Raw genomic sequence first — 18,814 nt, 5'->3', positions numbered from 1 at the left:
CAGAAAGTGAGGAATAAGTTATGAAAAGAAAGTGTGTAGTATGCCTGTTAATTGGAACTCTTGCAATGACAAATGTGTTAGCAGGATGTGGAAAGGACAGTGAAACTGCAGAAAGAAAGGAAACGGATAAGGGAGGAGATTCCGCTGTCATTTGGACAAATTTGGAAAATGAGGCTGAGACTTTGCAGGAATATGCAAAGAAATGGGAAGAAGAAACGGGAAATAAAGTAGAAGTTGTCCATGAAACCGCGGATATTCAGCAGTTTGCGCAGGCGATTAAAAGTGAAGACGGACCGGATGGCATTTATGGAATTGCAAACGACCAGCTTGCCCAATATATAGATGCGGGTATGGTACAGGAAGTTCCGGAAGAGATTTATCAGGATTCCGATTATACCCCAGCGGCTGTGCAGGCTTGCTATGCAGATGGAAAGCGCTATGGAGTTCCCATTGCAGTTGAAACGAATGCGCTTTTTTATAATACGGAGAAAATGAAAGAAGCACCAGCCACATGGGAAGAGCTTCTCGAGGTGGCAAAAGATAATGGAGGGATTCAGTTTGAAGCATCCAGTATCTATTATGATTTGGGATTTTTGAGGGCGTATGACAGTTATATTTTTAACTACAAAGATGGAAATTATGACGTGGCGGATATAGGATTGGGAAACGAAGGTGCGGTAGAAGCCTATACATTCCTGCAAAGACTCGCGACAGAATACAAGTTTGTCACTTCTGATATTACGAGTGACACTGCAAAAAGTAATTTTCAGAATGGAAATACCGCTTTCTACATTGGAGGTCCGTGGGATATTGAAGGATTAAACAGTGCAGGGACTCCTTTTGCGGTTGCGCCTATGCCGAAGTTAAACGGAAAGGATTTTGTGACTCCGGTAGGAACACAGGTAGGTTTTGTAAGTGCAAAGTCAGACAGCCAGGATATTGTATGGGAATTCTACCAGTATTTGTTGGAAAATTCAGAAGAGGATATGTATAAAGCAGGCGGAAGGATTCCGGCGCAGCTTGCAGCGCAGGAATCAATAGAGAAAGATGCTGCAACGGAGAGTTTTATTACACAAATTTCTTATGGAGAGCCAATGCCTACTGCCTCTGAAATGGGACAGGTGTGGACACCGTTTTCGGATAACATGAAATTAATGTTTAATGGAGAAGTTACGCCAAAAGAGGCAGGAAATTATATTGAAACCCAGGTTGCAGAAGGGATTGAAATGATGAATTCCGGAAAATAAGGAGATGAATCAAAATGCGCAAAAACAGCAAGAAAAAGAAAATTGCATATGCATTTATTGCCCCGGCTATCATTTCTATACTGGTTTTTACTGTAGTGCCGATTATATATACCGTTTTTATATCCTTTACGAACTATAATATGTATCATCTGGAAGATTTTAATATGGTTGGGATAGCCAATTACCTGGAAGTAATTCGGGGAAGCATCAGTAAGGTGTTTTTCCCGGTGCTGGGATGGACTCTGGTATTTGCGGCAATCAGTACGATGGGGGCTTATCTGATAGGTATGGGGATGGCAGTGCTTTTGAATAATCCCCGTATGCGTGAGGCAAAGATTTATAAATCTCTGCTGATTGTGCCGTGGGCGCTTCCTGCAACCATTGCGATTCTGGCGTGGCAGGGACTTTTGAATGAACAATATGGAGGCATCAACAATTTGCTGCATATATTTGGTATCCCGGGGATTCCCTGGATGACAAATGTATTCTGGGCGCGAGTGGGAATTATTATGGTAAATCTCTGGCTGGGATTTCCGTATATGCTGAATGTGTGTCTGGGAGGTCTGCAGTCCATAGATTCAACTTTTTATGAAGCTGCTAAAATGGACGGGGCTTCCAAGTGGCAATGTTTTTGCCGGATTACCTTCCCGGTTCTTACAAAGCTGTCTATTCCGCTCATTGTCTCAACCTTTGCTTCGAATTTTAATAATTTTGGAAATATCTATATGATTACGCAAGGTGGTCCTGCAAGAACGGGTTCTCAGTTTGCAGGAAGTACAGATATTTTGGCCAGTACAATTTATAAGATGACTACATGGTCGAACCGCTATGAATTGTCGGCAACATTGAGTGTAATTTCATTTTTAATTGTTGGAACCTTGACTTTAGTCAATCTACATATGTCCGGTGCGTTTAAGGAGGTGGACTAAATGCAGAGCAAACGTAAAAGCACACAGAAAGAAAACATTTCTTTATGGCTTAGCCGTATTGTAATTTGGATAGTGCTGATTATGGTATTGTTTCCGGCTTTATGGATTGTCATGGCATCTTTTTCAAAGGGGGACAGCTTTTTTATGACTTCACTCGTCCCCAAACAGCTGAGTGTAGAGAACTATGTGAGTTTATTCAGAGAGACAGATTTTGCCTTGTGGGTGTTTAATTCCCTGAAACTCTGCCTTATTGTGGCCGTGATTCAGTTGGTTTTGACAAGCTTATCTGCATACGCATTTTCCAGACTGCGGTTTCCGGGAAGAACGAAGGGGCTTATGGCTTTGTTGGTACTGCAGGTATTTCCAAACAGTATGGCTTTGGCCGGATACTATGTACTGATTTACAAATTTGGACTTGCAGATAATTTTTTAGCGATTATTTTGGTTTTAGCAGCCGGCAGCGCGTTTAATATATGGCTTTTGAAGTCTTATATGGATGGGATACCAAAAGAACTGGATGAGGCGGCTTTTGTAGACGGTGCAGGACACTTTACCACCTTTTTCAGAATTGTGCTGCCTCTGGCTACTCCGGAATTGGTTGTTATTTTTCTGTTTTCCTTCATTGGAACATACAGTGAATATGTGATTAGTTCCGTATTTTTGCAGTCGCCTGGCAATTTTACTTTGGCCATAGGACTGCAATCGTTTATTACAAATCAGTTTGCGGCTCACTGGACCTTGTTTGCGGCGGCGGCTGTGCTGGCATCGCTTCCAATTATGTTGATATTTATGATGCTGCAGAAGTATATCCAGAATGGCTTAACAGCAGGCGGGGTGAAAGGATAAGGGGCGGAAAAGGAGAGTGTTTATGAGAAGAAAGAAAATGAATAAAATATTGTTGGGATGTGTATTGGGAATGTTTCTTTTATCCGGAACAGGTAAGGAAGTAAAAGCAGAACGGATCAATGAAGATTATTCGGATTTTATTCGAGGAGCAGATGTTTCGATGTTGAAAGAAATAGAAGACCTTGGAGGAAAATTCTACGATAATGGAGTTGAAAATGATGCACTGGAGATTATGAAAAATCATGGTGCCAATTATGTAAGGCTAAGATTATGGGTGAATCCTTATGATAGCGAAGGTAACAGCTATGGTGGAGGAAGTAATGATTTTAATACAACTTTAACATTGGCAAAGCGTGCAAAAGAAAAAGGAATGAAGGTTCTGATTGATTTTCATTTGAGCGATTATTGGGCAGATCCGGGAACGCAGTCAAAGCCAAAAGAATGGGCTGATTTATCTTATGAAGAATTGAAGACAACTTTATATAGTTATATGAAAACAACAATGGATAATTTTAAGAGTCAGGGAGTCATTCCGGATATAATACAGGTTGGGAATGAAACCTCGTCGGGAATTCTATGGGATGAAGGGAAAATCGGAGGGAATTATACAGACTTTACTCAGCTCGCAGAATTATTGAATCAGGCCATAACAGGAGTTAGAGATTCTGTAGGGGAGCAAACGCAGATTATTCTGCATTTGGATAACGGAGGAAACAATTCGCTATATCGTTGGTGGTTTGACGGAGTAACGAGTTGCGGATTTGATTTGGATTTTGACATTATCGGTTTGACCTATTATCCGATGTGGCATGGAACTATGGAGGATTTGCAGTATAATTTAAATGATATTAGCATTCGTTATGATAAGGATGTAATGATTGTTGAGACAGCATATGCTTTTACGTTGGAAGATGGTGATGGATTAGGAAGCTCTTTTAGTCCGGATGATGAGGTAATCGGTGGTTATCCGGCGTCTGTGCAGGGACAAAAAGATTTTATCCATGATTTGGAATCTGTTATTTTGAATGTTCCGGGAAACCGTGGGCTTGGATTTTTTTATTGGGAACCGGAATGGATACCAGTGGAAGGAGCCTACTGGGGAAGTGAGGCAGGAAAAGAATATATAGAAGATGACGGTATTTTATCTAATCCATGGGATAATCTGGCACTGTTTGATTTTGAAGGAAATGCGTTGGAATCTATAGATGTTTTTCAGGCACCGGAAAAGAATCAAGTGGTAAATCCGGGATTTGAAACTGACGGATATACAAACACTCCAACTGGTTGGAAGGTTTGGCTGGAAGACGGAACCAGTACAGAAACTGTTAAGACAGAAGCAAAAGGAATGGATGGAGAGTATAAATTAACCTTCTGGAATGAGGAAGATTACGGGTGCTCTGTATATCAGACAGTAACAGGTCTTGAAGATGGAACTTATACCTTGTCTGCCTGGGTAATGACGAATGCTGCGCAAAAGGTAAATCAGCTTTATGCTAAAAAGTATGGTGGCGATGAGCTGACTCAGACTTTGCCAGTGAGTGATTTAGGTTGGAATAAAGTTGTAATCGACAATATTCAAGTTACAAACGGACAATGCGAAATTGGAGTGTATAGTATAGCTAATGGAGGCGATTGGTGCAACATTGACAATATAATGCTTAGAAAGAAATAAGTTGTTTGAAAGCGGCGAGAAGTTAAAGGGGACTTTTTGCCGCTTTTTCATTTGCACCGCAGAAAAAAGCTTTTCTTGCTATCATTATACATAAAAGTGTGATTATAAAACACAATTATTTTGATAAAAGTGTGAGGGGTGAACCTATGGAACGATTTATTTTGAAAAAGCTACTGGACACAGAGCAATCCTCCGTATGAGGTGGATTTTCTAATCCAGCGAGAAAATGATATTTTCCCTGTTGAAGTTCAATCCGAAGCCAATACATCCAGCAAGAGCCTCAAAAAGTTTAAGGAATTGTTCCCGGAAAAGGTGAAACTCCGTGTTCGATTCTCCCTGGATAATTTGAAGCTGGATGATGATGTACTGAACATTCCTCTGTTCATGGCTGATAAGGCAGATTGGCTGATTGGATTGGCCTTGGAACAGAAAAAGAAATAAAGTTTAGCTCATAAATGTCAATAGATAAAAGATTGGTTTGCCGGGATTTTACTTACAGTCAGAACCACCTGTCAGAGGGGGGCTGGGAAGTGAAAACACCTTTGAACAGTGTGTCAGCGAAATGGCTCTTGCAGGATTTACAGGGTCTGAAGTGGGAAACAAATACCCGAAAAATCCAGAGGTTTTGAAAAAGGCTTTAAGCCTGAGAGGAATAGAGATTTGCAATCAGTGGTTTTCTTCTCTCCTTTTGACAAAACCTTTTGCAGAAGTGGAACGCATGATGGAACATACAGACCCGGAATATGTAAACCTTCTGTTTGACACAGGACACTTTGCCTATTGCGGAGAAGACCCTCTGGAGATGGTCGGAAAATATGTGGGAAGAATCAAACATGTACATTTAAAAGATATACGTCCGGAAGTCGTGGAAAAAGTAAAAAAAGGAAATTTCGTAAATCCATCTCAGAAAATGTTTGCTTCATGGGTACAGGCTGTTTCTGTACTGAGAAATATGTGTGCTCATAATTCCAGAATATATAATCGGACAATACATACTACGCCAGAAATCCTGGATACTGATAAAGTGATACCTTCACCGGCACATAATGGTTTATACCAGATTTTACTGGCAATGAAATATCTGAAATCGTCTGCTGGGGAGTGGTCATTATTTGTAGAGGAACTAGATACGTTGATTCAGAATCATGACAGTGTGCTTAGTCTTACAGCAATGAATATGCCGGGAGACTGGAAGGCACATTTGAGTATATAAGAGCAGTTAGACTGCATATAATATTAGAACAGACCTAATCAAGCATATCATGCTCAAACCGATTAGGCTTTCGGCGAAGTGTTACGATAAGCACTTCGCCATTTTCATATTCGGTAAAGTGAATATTATGTGATTATGAAGCAGAAAAACTTTCAGTTGTTCCCCTCCCGAAAATATTATATAATAATTCCAGCACGAAAATTACGAACCTTAGAAACACCCATAGATAAAAATTCAGAATAGGAAGTGGAATTTATGAAGAGAATCGGTTTACTGACAAGCGGCGGCGACTGCCAGGCTTTAAATGCCACCATGCGCGGCGTGGTAAAAGGGCTCAGCACTAATCTGGAAGAACTGGAAGTTTACGGATTTGATGACGGCTACAAAGGACTGATTTACGGCAATTACAGAATGCTGTCCTCCGGAGATTTCTCCGGTATCCTCACCAGAGGCGGCACCATTTTGGGAACTTCCCGCCAGCCTTTCAAATTAATGCGTGTGCCGGACGAAAAAGGTCTGGACAAGGTAGAGGCCATGAAACAGACATATCACAAGCTGCGTCTGGACTGCCTGGTTATTCTGGGCGGAAACGGCACACAGAAAACAGCGAACCTGTTGAGAGAAGAAGGACTGAATATCATTCATCTCCCCAAAACCATCGACAACGATATTTGGGGCACAGACATGACCTTTGGCTTCCAGAGCGCTGTGGATATTGCCACAGATGCCATTGACTGTATTCACACCACAGCAGCGTCCCACAGCCGTGTGTTTATCGTAGAAGTTATGGGACACAAAGTGGGCTGGCTTACCCTTCATGCAGGAATTGCAGGCGGTGCAGATATCATTCTGATTCCTGAAATTCCGTACGACATTGACAGAGTTGTGGAAGCCATTAACAAGAGAAACCGGGCTGGAAAAGGATTTACCATTCTGGCAGTCGCGGAAGGCGCTGTTTCCAAAGAAGACGCCAAGCTGACAAAGAAAGAATTAAAGAAAAAACAGGAAGAATACAGAAAGAAATATCCATCCATTGCTTACCGGTTAGAAGATGAACTGCAGAAAAAGCTGAATCTGGATGTCCGCATTACGATTCCGGGACATATGCAGAGAGGCGGAAGTCCCTGTCCTTATGATCGTGTGCTTTCCACCAGACTGGGCTCTGAGGCTGCCAAGCTGATTCTGGAAGAGGACTATGGCTACATGGTAGGCATGATTAACGGCAAGGTGAAAAAAGTGCCTCTGGGAGAGTGTGCAGGCAAGTTGAAAATGGTATCTCCCACCGACCAGCTGGTAGCAGATGCAAAGCGTATCGGTATCAGTTTTGGAGATTAATGCAAAAAGGAGATTTTATAAATGGGCTATACAGCTCTTTACCGTAAATTCCGCCCTCAGAACTTTGAAGACGTAAAAGGGCAGGAACATATTGTAACAACGTTGAAAAATCAGATAAAAGCTGATAGAATCGGACATGCGTATCTTTTCTGCGGAACCAGAGGTACCGGTAAAACCACGATTGCCAAAATTCTGGCAAAAGCGGTAAACTGTGAGCATCCGGTAGACGGGAGTCCCTGCAACGAGTGTGCCACATGCCGGGCCATTAACGAAGGTACGTCCATGAATGTTATCGAGATTGACGCGGCGTCCAACAACGGTGTGGACAACATCCGGGAAATCCGGGAAGAGGTGGCCTACCGTCCCACACAGGGAAATTATAAAGTGTACATCATCGACGAGGTGCATATGCTGTCTACAGGTGCGTTTAACGCCCTGTTAAAAACGCTGGAAGAGCCGCCCTCTTATGTGATGTTCATTTTGGCAACCACAGAAGCCCACAAGATTCCCATTACGATTCTGTCCCGGTGCCAGCGATATGATTTCCGTAGGATTACTGCGGATACCATTTCCGCCCGTCTGATGGAACTCATGGACAAAGAAGGCAATGATGTGGAGGAAAAGGCCATCCGCTATATTGCAAAAGCAGCGGACGGTTCCATGCGAGACGCTCTGTCCCTTTTGGACCAGTGTATTGCCTTTTATCTGGGAGAAACGCTTACCTATGAAAAGGTACTGGAAAACCTGGGCGCTGTGGACACAGAGGTGTTCAGCGGGCTTTTGCGCAAAATTCTTGCCCAGGATACCGCAGGGGCCATTAAGACCCTGGAAGACATTATCATTCAGGGCAGGGAAATGGGGCAGTTTGTCACAGATTTTATTTGGTATCTGCGCAACCTTCTTCTGATTGCCACTTCGGACAATGCAGAAGAAGCTGTGGACGCTTCGGCAGAAACCCTGGCCCGCATGAAGGAAGAAAGCCAGATGGCAGATGCGGAGACGCTGATGCGCTATATCCGGATTTTTTCTGAGCTTTCCAATCAGATAAAATACGCGTCCCAGAAGCGGGTACTGGTGGAGATTGCGCTGATTAAGCTGTGCCAGCCGGTTATGGAGACGAATCTGGATTCTCTTTATGACCGGGTGCGGGTACTGGAAGAAAAACTGCAAAGCGGAGCTTTTGTGCAGGGAAATCCAGGTGCGCCGGGCAATTTTAATCCTGGGAACATTCCGGCAGATTTTGGGGCAGGAATGCAGGCGGAGGGATTTTCTCAAACTGCGCAGCCGGAGAAAAAGCCGGAAAAGGCAGCCCCGGAAGATTTGCAGTATGTACGGAAAAACTGGAATTCCATTATCCGGGAAACCAGGGGACTTCTGCAGCAAATGCTTTTGGAGTCCACCCCCAAATACGACGGCAATACAGGAGAACCTGTGCTGTATGTGGAATTTCGGAATTTTCTGGCACAGACCTGCATAGATAATCCTGAGAACCTGGAAATGCTGAAAAACGCAGTCAGGAAAAAAATAGGAAAAGATGTAGAAATTAAAATGATATTAAAAGACAGCGAGTCCGGCAAGAGCCAGGGCGGCCTGTCCGAGATTTCCGTAGACGATTTGCTGGAGCAGAACGTGCATATGGAAATTACAGTAGAAAATATGGAAGAGGATGAATAGGAGGATTTATCATGGCAAAAAGAGGAGGATTCCCAGGCGGTATGATGCCGGGAAACATGAATAATTTAATGAAACAGGCGCAGAAGATGCAGCGTCAGATGGAAGAAAACCAGAAAGCCCTGGAAGAGAAGGAATTTACAGCAGCAGCAGGCGGCGGGGCGGTAGAAGTGACCGTTTCCGGTAAAAAGGAAGTGTTGAAAGTAAGGCTGGCTGAGGAAGTGGTAGACCCGGACGACATTGAAATGCTGGAAGACTTAATTGTGGCAGCCACCAACGAAGCTCTTCGCAAAATGGAAGAAGAATCCGCAGCAGCGATGTCCAAACTGACAGGCGGTCTGGGCGGCTTAGGCGGCGGTTTCCCGTTCTAAGGGAAGCCACAGACCAAAGGAGAAAAAGAGTTGGAATATTACAGCAGTCATATTAACAAATTAATAGAAGAATTTTCAAGATTGCCGGGCATTGGTGCGAAATCCGCACAGCGCCTGGCGTTCCACGTTTTAAACATGCCGAAGGACCAGGTAGAGCAGTTGGCCGGCGCCATTGTCAATGCCAAGGCCAATGTACAGTACTGCAAGTGCTGTTATACCCTTACAGACCAGGAAATCTGTCCTATCTGCAAGAATCCCCGAAGAAACCAGAAAGTTATTATGGTGGTGGAGAATACCAGAGATTTGGCGGCTTATGAAAAAACCGGGAAATTTGACGGGGTTTACCATGTGCTGCACGGCGCCATTTCCCCTATGCTGGGCATCGGGCCTGACGATATCAAGTTAAAGGAGCTTATGCAGAGAATCACCAAAGACGATATTGAAGAGGTCATCATTGCCACCAATTCCAGCCTGGAAGGGGAAACCACAGCCATGTATATCAGCAAACTGATTAAACCCACGGGAATTAAAGTGAGCAGAATTGCCAGCGGCGTGCCGGTAGGCGGAGATTTGGAATATATTGATGAAGTCACACTTTTGAGAGCCCTGGAAGGCAGAGTGGAACTATGAGAAAAAAAGTAACCTCTACGGATATTGCCAAAGCGGCCGGGGTATCCCAGGCCACGGTATCCATGGTACTGAATAAGAAATACAACGTGTCCTTTTCCAAGGAAACCATACAGAAAGTAGAGCAGGCGGCACAGGAGCTGGGGTATACCCTTCCGGGAAGAAAAAACCGGAAAAACAGCAAAAATAGCCGTCTGATTGTAGTGTTCTGTCCCACGCTTACCAACCCTTATTACGTTATGCTTCTGCAGGGAATCGAAACCGTGGCAAAGGAAAAGGGATACGGCGTCTTTGTATGCAACACGCAGCGGGAACTGAAAATCGAAGAGCAGTATCTTCGGATGATGTACAGCGTTTCGCCTGCAGGAATTATTTATACCTGCAATCCCAGCAACGCCTTTATGGAAGAGGTCGAGGAGTTGGCAGAAAAAATTCCTCTGGTGGTTATCAGCAACCGGGATAAAGTGAAAGTCGATGCCATTAATCAGGACAATACCAAGGTGGGACGGCTTATGGCCAGGCATTTGCTGGAGTTGGGCCACCGCAAAGTAGCATTTATCGCCCCGCCTCTGACCAAGCGGCAGGAACAGCGTTCCCGGCGTGTGGAGGGCTTTGTGCGGGAATTTGAACGGGCAGGTCTTGGGGAGTCTGTGACAATTAAAGCCGCGGACGACCACTGGGACGAGGTGCTTCCCAGCATTGATTCCGAATACCGTATCGGATACAATCTGACAAAAGAACTGCTGGCAGAGGGCATAGAGGTCACAGCCATTGCAGGCTTAAACGATATGATAGCCTTTGGTATTATTGACGCTCTGCAGGAAGAAAAATATAAGGTGCCGGGAGATGTGTCTGTGCTTGGATGTGACAATATTATTTTTGCGGGTATGTCCCACATGGCTCTTACCACCATTGAACATTTTGTCCCGTTTAAGGGGAGAGACGCCTGCGATATTATTATGCGGAAAATCGAGTCCGCAGGCAGCGCGTATTCCGAAACAGAACCTATCAGCACGTATCATATCGAGTACGAGCCAAAACTCATTGTCCGCAAGACCACAGCCTATGCAAAGCAGAGCGCCAAAAAGAATTTTAATTAAATAAAAAATGAAAAAATATTAATAATAATAGTAGTGTGTGAACCATATGATTCAGCAGAAAAGATGGAAAATAAAAGAAAATACCCGACTATTTGTTTATAAAAACTGCAATTATTAATAAATAAAATGATTAATAAAAACTGCGGCACTTGCAGAGTAAATAATTAAGGGGTACACTGTAAATATCACAAAGAAAAGCGCGCAAAAAGGCGGCAAATGGAGGTATTTATTATGAAATTCTTTATTGACACTGCGAAAGTAGAAGACATTAAAAAAGCAAACGATATGGGCATTATCTGTGGAGTTACTACAAACCCGTCTCTCATTGCGAAGGAAGGCAGAGATTTTAACGAAGTTATCAAAGAAATCGCTTCTATCGTGGACGGACCAATCAGCGGAGAAGTAAAGGCTACTACAACAGACGCAGAAGGCATGATTAAAGAAGGACGTGAAATTGCAGCCATTCACCCGAACATGGTGGTAAAAATTCCGATGACAGTAGAAGGCTTAAAAGCTGTGAAAGTGCTGTCTGCAGAAGGCATCAAGACCAATGTAACCCTGATTTTCTCAGCGAACCAGGCACTTTTAGCGGCAAGAGCAGGAGCAACTTATGTATCTCCTTTCCTGGGCAGACTGGATGATATTTCCACAGACGGAGTAGAACTTATCGAAACCATTGCCGAAATGTTTGCAGTTGCTGACATTCCAACCGAAATCATTGCAGCAAGTGTACGTCATCCAATGCATGTAACACAGTGTGCGCTGGCAGGCGCTGATATTGCGACCGTGCCGTACGCAGTTCTGGAAAAAATGACACAGCACCCTCTGACAGACGCCGGAATCGAAAAATTCCAGAAAGACTACATCGCTGTATTTGGAGAATAATTCAAGGTTGGCATACCTGGTCTCATCTGTTATAATAACATCGAACCGAAAACATTCAGGAGGAAAATAATGAACAAGTTAGAACTTCAGAAGACGGCAAATGAAATCCGTAAAGGGATTGTCACTGCTGTTCATTCTGCAAAAGCCGGACATCCGGGCGGCTCACTTTCTGCAGCCGAGTTATTTACTTATCTGTATTTTGAAGAAATGAATATTGACCCTGAACAGCCAAAGAAAGCTGATCGTGACCGCTTTGTACTGTCTAAGGGCCACACAGCGCCGGGCTTGTATTCCACTCTGGCAAACAGAGGCTATTTCCCGGTAGAAGATTTGAAGACCCTGCGTCATCTTGGCTCTTATCTGCAGGGACACCCGGATATGAAGCACATTCCAGGTGTGGATATGTCCAGCGGTTCTTTAGGCCAGGGAATTTCTGCTGCAGTGGGAATGGCCCTGTCAGCTAAGATGGACGGAGATTCCTATCGCGTATATACACTGTTGGGAGACGGAGAAATTCAGGAAGGACAGGTGTGGGAAGCAGCTATGTTTGCAGGCCACAGAAAACTGGACAACCTGGTTGCCATTGTGGACAACAATGGTCTGCAGATTGACGGAAACATCGCAGATGTATGTTCTCCATACCCAATTGACAAGAAATTTGAAGCATTTAATTTCCATGTTATCAACGTGGAAGACGGAAATGATTTTGACCAGTTAAAAGCAGCTTTTGACGAAGCAAAGACCGTAAAAGGCAAACCGACTGCAATTATTATGAAGACTGTAAAAGGAAAAGATGTTTCCTTTATGGAAAATGAAGCAGGATGGCACGGAAAAGCGCCAAACGATGAAGAATATGCAATTGCAATGGCAGATTTGGAAAAGGTAGGTGAAGCATTATGTCAGAAGTAAAGAAAATCGCGACCAGAGACAGTTACGGAAACGCATTAGTAGAATTAGGTAAAAAATATGACAATCTGGTAGTTCTGGACGCTGACCTGGCAGGTGCAACCAAGACTGGTACTTTCCAGAAAGCTTTCCCGGAACGCCACATTGACTGCGGTATTGCAGAGGCTAACATGATGGGCATTGCAGCAGGCCTTTCCACTACAGGAAAAGTTCCTTTTGCAAGTACCTTTGCCATGTTTGCAGCAGGACGTGCTTTCGAGCAGGTTCGCAACTCTATCGGTTATCCTCATTTAAACGTAAAAATCGGCGCTACCCATGCAGGTATCTCTGTAGGGGAAGACGGCGCTACGCACCAGTGCAACGAAGATATGGCTCTGATGAGAACCATTCCGGGAATGGTGATTTTAAATCCTTCTGATGATGTGGAAGCCAAAGCTGCTGTAGAAGCTGCTTACCTTCACGATGGCCCGGTATATCTGCGTTTCGGCAGGCTGGCTGTGCCGGTTATCAATGACAGACCGGACTACAAGTTTGAAATCGGAAAGGGTATCGTGTTAAGAGAAGGCAAGGACGTAACCGTGTTTGCCACAGGTCTCTGTGTAAATGAAGCGCTTTTGGCAGCAGAAAAGCTGGCAGCAGACGGCATTGACGCAAAAGTTATCAACATTCATACGATTAAGCCTCTGGACGAAGAACTGGTTGTAAAAGCAGCCAAAGAGACTGGCAAAGTGGTAACCGTAGAAGAACATTCCGTAATCGGCGGACTTGGCGGTGCAGTGGCAGAAGTACTTTCTGAAAAAGCGCCTACCAAAATGCTTCGTATCGGTGTCAACGATGTCTTCGGTGAATCTGGTCCTGCAGTAAAACTGCTGGAAAAATACGGACTGGATGCAGAAGGTATTTATAAGAAAATTAAAGAATTTGTATAAGTTCCTGCGGGGAGACTGCGCCATGCGTATTGTGTGGTGCAGTCTCCCCTTTACAAATGAGGAAAAATAGGGTAGAATCGAACTCAACAAAAAAGGTCAACAAAAGGGGAGATTCTGTATGACAAGACGAAAAAATAAGGGGAGAATGAAGAGGGCACATACGGTGAAAGACCCTGGAAATGAAGAATTTTACGAATACATTAAAGATTTGGTACATCACCCCTATGTGCTGAAAATGAAGGAATTTCCACATCACTGTGAGACAAGCTGCTATCAGCATTGTCTGAATGTGGCATATTATAATTACCGAATCTGCAAATTTTTTAACTTAGATGCCAGAAGCGCGGCACGGGCGGGAATGCTGCACGATTTGTTCCTGTATGACTGGCGGGGACACCGGAAGAAGACGGGAGACCCGGTTCATGCCATGACTCATCCCCACCGGGCGCTGCACAATGCAAAGAAATACTTTAAGCTGAACCCTCTTGAGGAGGAGATGATTGTAAAGCACATGTTTCCGGTGACACCCATACCGCCCACCCACTGGGAGACCTGGATTATTACACTGACAGACAAATACTGCGGGACCTGCGAAATCGGGCGGTATTATTACAAAGCCTGGTTTCCGAGAGGCGCGTATCTGTTTATGAAGCGGCTGGTGCGCCGTGTCTTTGGTGCGGATTACCAATATACGGATTACATTCTTCCTTTTGGCAAGGAGGTGGCAGCGGCTGACAGAGGCGCAAATTTTGCAAAGCTGAGAGTCCGTTCCACAGGCCGCTGGACAAAGGGTTCTTCGGGAAAACGGCGGGGCGTAAAATACTGATGATGGGCCAGCAGAATTCCGGAAACAATGGAATCTGCCAGTTGTACCACTGTGGCAAGCCGGGTAGTCTGCAGAAGAAAATTGTCAAAAGTTCCCGATACATTTACAATGCCTGTGATGGAAATATCTCCCACAGGCATTAATTTTTTCCGCACGCCCAGTCCCGGTTCTAAAGCACCCGGGGATATAGTGAGAAACCCCAGATGTTTTCTGGTGCCCAAAGAGGCATCAATAGCCAGGATGAGGCCGTGAGGATGCTGCTGCTGCAGCATTTCCACGGTCTCGTTTAAATTCAGGGCATGTACCGGACGGTCCAGTGTGCCGTATACCCGGGCATGGGGTAAAGAAAATCTGGACAGGCTGTGTCCCACCAGAGGTCCCAGGCTGTCTCCGGTAATGCGGTCGCTTCCAATACAGAGAATCACCAGTTCGCTGAAATTTTTTTCACAGGAGGTGAGCAGGTCAAAGAGAATCGCGCCAAGCCGGGTATCGGCTCCGGTGCTTTTATTTTCTATATAGTAAGTATGATTTTTAGTCTGCAGCATACAATTTCTATCCTTTCCTGACGTTCATGGTCTTAGTCTGTCCGTTTTTTCTGCCTTTATCCTGTGGATTTTTAAGAAAATTTGTCGGTAAAAAAATAGAATCGAGCCCGGAATATGATAAATTTCGCAGGACAAGTGTGTTATTCTCTTTCCAAAAGGGGTGACTGATTCTATGATAGAAATTGTTTATGAAAAGGAAAAACAAAAGCCCGAAGGGAATGAAGGATTTTTCCGTATTCCCAATAATATACGCCAGATAGGAGAAATCAGAGGAACACAGAAAATCTATATAGAAGATTATGCGTATACTTACCTTTGTAGAATCTCTTCTGAAAATTCGCACAGAGGAATTGCGGCGATTCTGCTGGGACAGGCCAATTGGAAAGAAGGAATCTCCTATTTGTTCATTAAAAGTGCGGTAGCGCTGCCGGATATGGAGGTGACAGAGGAGCATCTGACCTTTACCCAGGAAATCTGGAATCATGTGTATGAGAAAAACAAGGAATATTTTCCGGAACAGGAAGTGGTAGGCTGGTTTTTGTCCATTCCCGGCTGCGCCATGGAACTGCATGAGGTCATTTGCCAGACCCATCTCAATCATTTCGGCGGCAATGACAAAGTGCTCTTTGTGCAGGAACCGCTGGAAAAAGAAGAGGCCTTCTACCGCTATGAAGAAGGCCGGATGTCCCGTCAGCCCGGCTTTTACGTGTATTATGAGAAAAATGAGCCTATGCGGAATTTCCTCATTGCGCAGAATGAAAGGGCAGAACGGAAAACAGAGGAAGTGGATGATTCTGCAGTGTCCACATTCCGCAAAAAGGTGGAAAAAAAGACGGCAGAGGAAGAACAAAAACAGAAATTTCCGCTTTTCAGAACCGCCAGTGTCTGTGCGGCAGCAGCGGTATTGGCTGTTGGGGTGCTGTATCTGAATGACTATCAGAAACTGAGAAGCACCGAGAAGGTTATGGCGAGCCTGGAAGAACCTCGGGAGAAGGAAGAGCAGCAGAAAGTTACACCGGTGAATGGCACAGCGGACAGTACCGGGAAAAGCGATGACGCGAAGGAAAATGTTGCGGAGACAGAGAAAAAGACAGAAACTGAAACTTCTGCAGAGACATCCGGGGAAACATCTGCAGCTGATACAGATTCCGGTCAGAAGGAAAAAGGGGCAGAGAGTTCTGACAGCAGTCATCAGGAAAATACTCCCGATGATGCAGAGGACACAGATACGCCGTCAGATACGGCTGTATCGGATACCGAAACAATTGCGGTGGGAACCCACCGTTCCTATACCATTCAGCCCGGAGATACCATTACGAAAATCAGTATCCGCAACTATGGCAATACAAAAAAAATAGGAGAAATCTGTGAACTGAACAGTCTGTCGGAAACAGATTTGATTTATCCGGGACAAAAAATTTTACTCCCTTAAAGATTTGTGTTATACTTAGCCTAAAAATACATTGAGGAAGAGATTTATGAATCTAAAACAAAATGATAAAGTGGTAAAGCTGAATACAGGCAAATGGAAACGCTTCACACAAATCAGGGTGAAAAAATCTCTGCTGATTTTCGGGGCAGTGATTTTACTGGCTGTAGCTGTAATTTTAGGAATCAAATATCATGTGTATCATAAATACCAGGTGGTGTCCTCAGCGGAAAATGAAGATACGCAGTCTGCCAGCTATATTCAGCTGGGAGACGGTCTTCTGAAATATGGAGATGACGGCGCTTCCCTGTTGTCACAATCGGAGAAGGTGGTGTGGAATCAGACATTTGAAATGAGCAATCCAGCCGCTGCAGTCCGGGGCGAGAAAGCTGTTATCTATGATAAAAAGGGAACAGACATGTACATTCTGGGAAAGGACGGCCCCATAGGTCCGGTAGAGACAAAATTTCCGGTGCTCCAGGCAGAAATTACAGAGAAAGGGGCTGTGGCAGCAGTCCTGGAGGACGGTGAAAAAACCTGGATTAACTATTATGCAGCAGACGGAAGTACCATTGCCGAAAATCAGACCAGAGTAGACAATCCCGGCTATCCGCTGGACATGGCGGTTTCTCCGGATGGAGAAATTATTGCTGTCAGTTATCTTTTTGTAGATAATGGTGATATATCCAGCAGGATTATTTTCTACAATTTCGGAGATGAAGGACAGAACAAAACGGATAATATTGTGGCTGAGTTTACATATAAAAATACAGTGGTACCTCAGCTGATTTATTTGACGAACCAGTCCGCAGTGGCGATTCGCGATGATGGATATTCGGTTTTCAGAGGAGCCGGAACGCCGAAGGAAGAGGTAAATGAAAAGACGGACAGTGAGATTGTCAGTACGTTTTATAATGATAAATACTTTGGACTGGTGTTAAAAGGCGATGACAAGAAGGACAAATACCAAATGGAACTTTATGACCCATCGGGAAGAAAGCGGTTCTCAAAAGGATTTGACCAGGAATATGAGAGTATCAGTATCAGCAGAGAAATGATCATTATGCACCATGATGACCAGGTGCAGATGTACAACTTAAGCGGCATTAAAAAGTTTGACGGAACCATGGAGGAAGGCGCGGTGAAAAATCTTTTCCAGGTATCCTCCAAACGTTATATGATGATTTCGGAAAATGGAATTAATACGATTACACTAAAATAGCAGAGAAAGAGTACGAAAGAAAGGTGATGATTATGAACTGGCTGTGTGTTGTGATACTGGCAGTTCCTGTACTGTATATTTTTAAAGGGATTCAACGTGGAATGGTCCGCACGGCATTTTCTGTTTTTTCCGTTGTTCTGGCACTGGCTCTGGGATTTATACTAAACCCGTACATTACCCAGTTTCTGAGAGAAAAAACACCGGTTTATAAGGTGGTACAGGAACAGTGTGAGGAGAGCATTTCTGCTGCGTTGAAAGAGCAGCTGGATCAGAAAATAAATACGGAAGAGCAGAACCAGTATATTCAGAGTCTTCCTTTGCCGGAAAGTCTTACAAAAATTCTGGTGGGGCATAATAATACAGAAGGTTATAATCAGCTGCTGGCGGACAGCTTTTGGGAATATCTTTCCCGCAGCATTGCGCAGATGGCCATAGGGGCTGTCAGTTTGATTTTTACGGCCGTTATTATCAGTATTGTCATGAATCTTCTGGGCGGTCTGCTGGATGGTATTTTTTCTCTGCCTGTTTTAAGTTTGATTAACAGAACAGGCGGTGCGGTGCTGGGAGCAGTGCAGGGGATTTTTGTGGTATGGATTATTTTTTTGATTATTACGCTGTTCTGGGATTCGGCTTGGGCGAAAGAAGCGGCTATGATGCTGCAGGCAAATCCATTGACAGAAATGCTGTATGACAACAATATATTAGTGCATTTTCTTTCTGGAATTTGGTAAAGGAAAAAGCAGGTTAAAAATAAGCGGAGAAATTGTAAAATTTTTCCGCTATTATTATTGACAGAGAAGAAAGAAAATGATATATTAATACCCAGCCGATGCTTAGAAAAAAGCGTTGGAAAAGAAAATGAAAAAAGTTGTTGACAATAGTCGACAGATATGATATTCTAACATAGCTTTCGCAAAGAACAGAGGTTATCGCTCAGGCGAGCAGATGCGGGTTCTTTAAAGCAACAGAAAGGCGACTTAGGTCGATGGAAAAAAGTTTTAAAAAGTTCTTGACAAAGCGATACAGATGTGATAATCTAGTATGGCTGTCGAAAAAAGAAT

General features: G+C 44.1%; 16 protein-coding genes and 3 pseudogenes. 18 read left to right on the top strand and 1 reads right to left on the bottom strand.

Annotated features, from left to right (window positions below; all coding sequences use genetic code 11):
• Window positions 1-20 precede the first annotated feature (20 nt).
• The 15 genes and pseudogenes from WKT17_RS11900 to WKT17_RS11830 all read left to right on the top strand — a co-directional run bounded on the left by WKT17_RS11900 (window position 21) and on the right by WKT17_RS11830 (window position 14,557).
• The gene (locus WKT17_RS11900; protein ID WP_294459333.1) at window positions 21-1,247 is read left to right on the top strand and encodes a sugar ABC transporter substrate-binding protein; all 1,227 of its coding nucleotides are present in this window, start codon (window positions 21-23) and stop codon (window positions 1,245-1,247) included.
• Window positions 1,248-1,261: 14 nt separating this feature from the next.
• Complete coding sequence (locus WKT17_RS11895; protein ID WP_173750300.1) at window positions 1,262-2,176, top strand: carbohydrate ABC transporter permease; 915 nt, start codon at window positions 1,262-1,264, stop codon at window positions 2,174-2,176.
• Window positions 2,177-3,022: a sugar ABC transporter permease gene (locus WKT17_RS11890; RefSeq protein WP_173750299.1), complete on the top strand. Its 846-nt coding sequence runs from the start codon at window positions 2,177-2,179 to the stop codon at window positions 3,020-3,022.
• 22 nt (window positions 3,023-3,044) lie between these two features.
• The gene (locus tag WKT17_RS11885; protein WP_340272973.1) at window positions 3,045-4,694 is read left to right on the top strand and encodes a glycoside hydrolase family 53 protein; all 1,650 of its coding nucleotides are present in this window, start codon (window positions 3,045-3,047) and stop codon (window positions 4,692-4,694) included.
• A 171-nt stretch (window positions 4,695-4,865) separates the two neighbouring features.
• Window positions 4,866-5,135, top strand: a pseudogene (locus WKT17_RS11880) (ATPase); the annotation flags it as partial.
• Window positions 5,136-5,172: 37 nt separating this feature from the next.
• Window positions 5,173-5,664, top strand: a pseudogene (locus WKT17_RS11875) (TIM barrel protein); the annotation flags it as partial.
• Window positions 5,665-6,162: 498 nt separating this feature from the next.
• Window positions 6,163-7,242 (top strand): 6-phosphofructokinase, encoded by a 1,080-nt coding sequence (locus tag WKT17_RS11870; RefSeq protein ID WP_173750297.1) that lies wholly within the window; start codon window positions 6,163-6,165, stop codon window positions 7,240-7,242.
• A gap of 21 nt (window positions 7,243-7,263) precedes the next feature.
• Window positions 7,264-8,916: a DNA polymerase III subunit gamma/tau gene (gene dnaX, locus WKT17_RS11865; protein ID WP_298060041.1), complete on the top strand. Its 1,653-nt coding sequence runs from the start codon at window positions 7,264-7,266 to the stop codon at window positions 8,914-8,916.
• A gap of 11 nt (window positions 8,917-8,927) precedes the next feature.
• Window positions 8,928-9,284, top strand: coding sequence for a YbaB/EbfC family nucleoid-associated protein (locus tag WKT17_RS11860; RefSeq protein WP_340272970.1), 357 nt, complete (start codon window positions 8,928-8,930; stop codon window positions 9,282-9,284).
• 30 nt (window positions 9,285-9,314) lie between these two features.
• Window positions 9,315-9,914 carry a recombination mediator RecR gene (gene recR / locus WKT17_RS11855; RefSeq protein ID WP_173750294.1) on the top strand — a complete coding sequence of 200 codons (600 nt, stop codon included), beginning with the start codon at window positions 9,315-9,317 and terminating at the stop codon, window positions 9,912-9,914.
• A complete protein-coding gene (locus tag WKT17_RS11850) occupies window positions 9,911-11,011 on the top strand; it encodes a LacI family DNA-binding transcriptional regulator (protein ID WP_340272967.1) in 1,101 nt (366 codons plus the stop codon). Before recR ends, WKT17_RS11850 begins: the two co-directional genes overlap by 4 nt.
• Window positions 11,012-11,242: 231 nt before the next feature.
• Window positions 11,243-11,896, top strand: a complete 654-nt coding sequence (gene fsa, locus WKT17_RS11845; RefSeq protein ID WP_173750292.1) for a fructose-6-phosphate aldolase — start codon at window positions 11,243-11,245, stop codon at window positions 11,894-11,896.
• A 69-nt stretch (window positions 11,897-11,965) separates the two neighbouring features.
• Window positions 11,966-12,805, top strand: coding sequence for a transketolase (locus tag WKT17_RS11840; RefSeq protein WP_173750291.1), 840 nt, complete (start codon window positions 11,966-11,968; stop codon window positions 12,803-12,805).
• Window positions 12,793-13,731: a transketolase family protein gene (locus WKT17_RS11835; protein ID WP_173750290.1), complete on the top strand. Its 939-nt coding sequence runs from the start codon at window positions 12,793-12,795 to the stop codon at window positions 13,729-13,731. The genes WKT17_RS11840 and WKT17_RS11835 overlap by 13 nt, the downstream gene beginning before the upstream one ends.
• Before the next feature lie 118 nt (window positions 13,732-13,849).
• A complete protein-coding gene (locus WKT17_RS11830; protein WP_226853754.1) occupies window positions 13,850-14,557 on the top strand; it encodes a phosphohydrolase in 708 nt (235 codons plus the stop codon).
• 26 nt (window positions 14,558-14,583) lie between these two features.
• On the opposite strand, the pseudogene yyaC reads toward WKT17_RS11830, so the two are convergent.
• Window positions 14,584-15,102 (bottom strand): annotated as a pseudogene (gene yyaC / locus WKT17_RS11825) (spore protease YyaC); the annotation flags it as partial.
• 172 nt (window positions 15,103-15,274) lie between these two features.
• On the opposite strand from yyaC, the gene WKT17_RS11820 reads away from it, so the two are divergent.
• From WKT17_RS11820 to WKT17_RS11810, 3 genes are read left to right on the top strand one after another with little or no spacing between them, the layout of a single operon-like run.
• Window positions 15,275-16,534 (top strand): LysM peptidoglycan-binding domain-containing protein, encoded by a 1,260-nt coding sequence (locus WKT17_RS11820; RefSeq protein WP_173750258.1) that lies wholly within the window; start codon window positions 15,275-15,277, stop codon window positions 16,532-16,534.
• 46 nt (window positions 16,535-16,580) lie between these two features.
• Window positions 16,581-17,753 carry a DUF5711 family protein gene (locus WKT17_RS11815; RefSeq protein ID WP_173750259.1) on the top strand — a complete coding sequence of 391 codons (1,173 nt, stop codon included), beginning with the start codon at window positions 16,581-16,583 and terminating at the stop codon, window positions 17,751-17,753.
• 32 nt (window positions 17,754-17,785) lie between these two features.
• Entirely contained in the window at window positions 17,786-18,484 is a 699-nt protein-coding gene (locus WKT17_RS11810) for a CvpA family protein (protein ID WP_294542394.1), read from the top strand.
• Window positions 18,485-18,814: the final 330 nt, after the last annotated feature.

This window comes from Blautia sp. HCN-20427 (genome assembly GCF_037890365.1).
Classification (GTDB): domain Bacteria; phylum Bacillota; class Clostridia; order Lachnospirales; family Lachnospiraceae; genus Blautia.
This window is presented reverse-complemented; position numbering and strand designations above follow the sequence as displayed.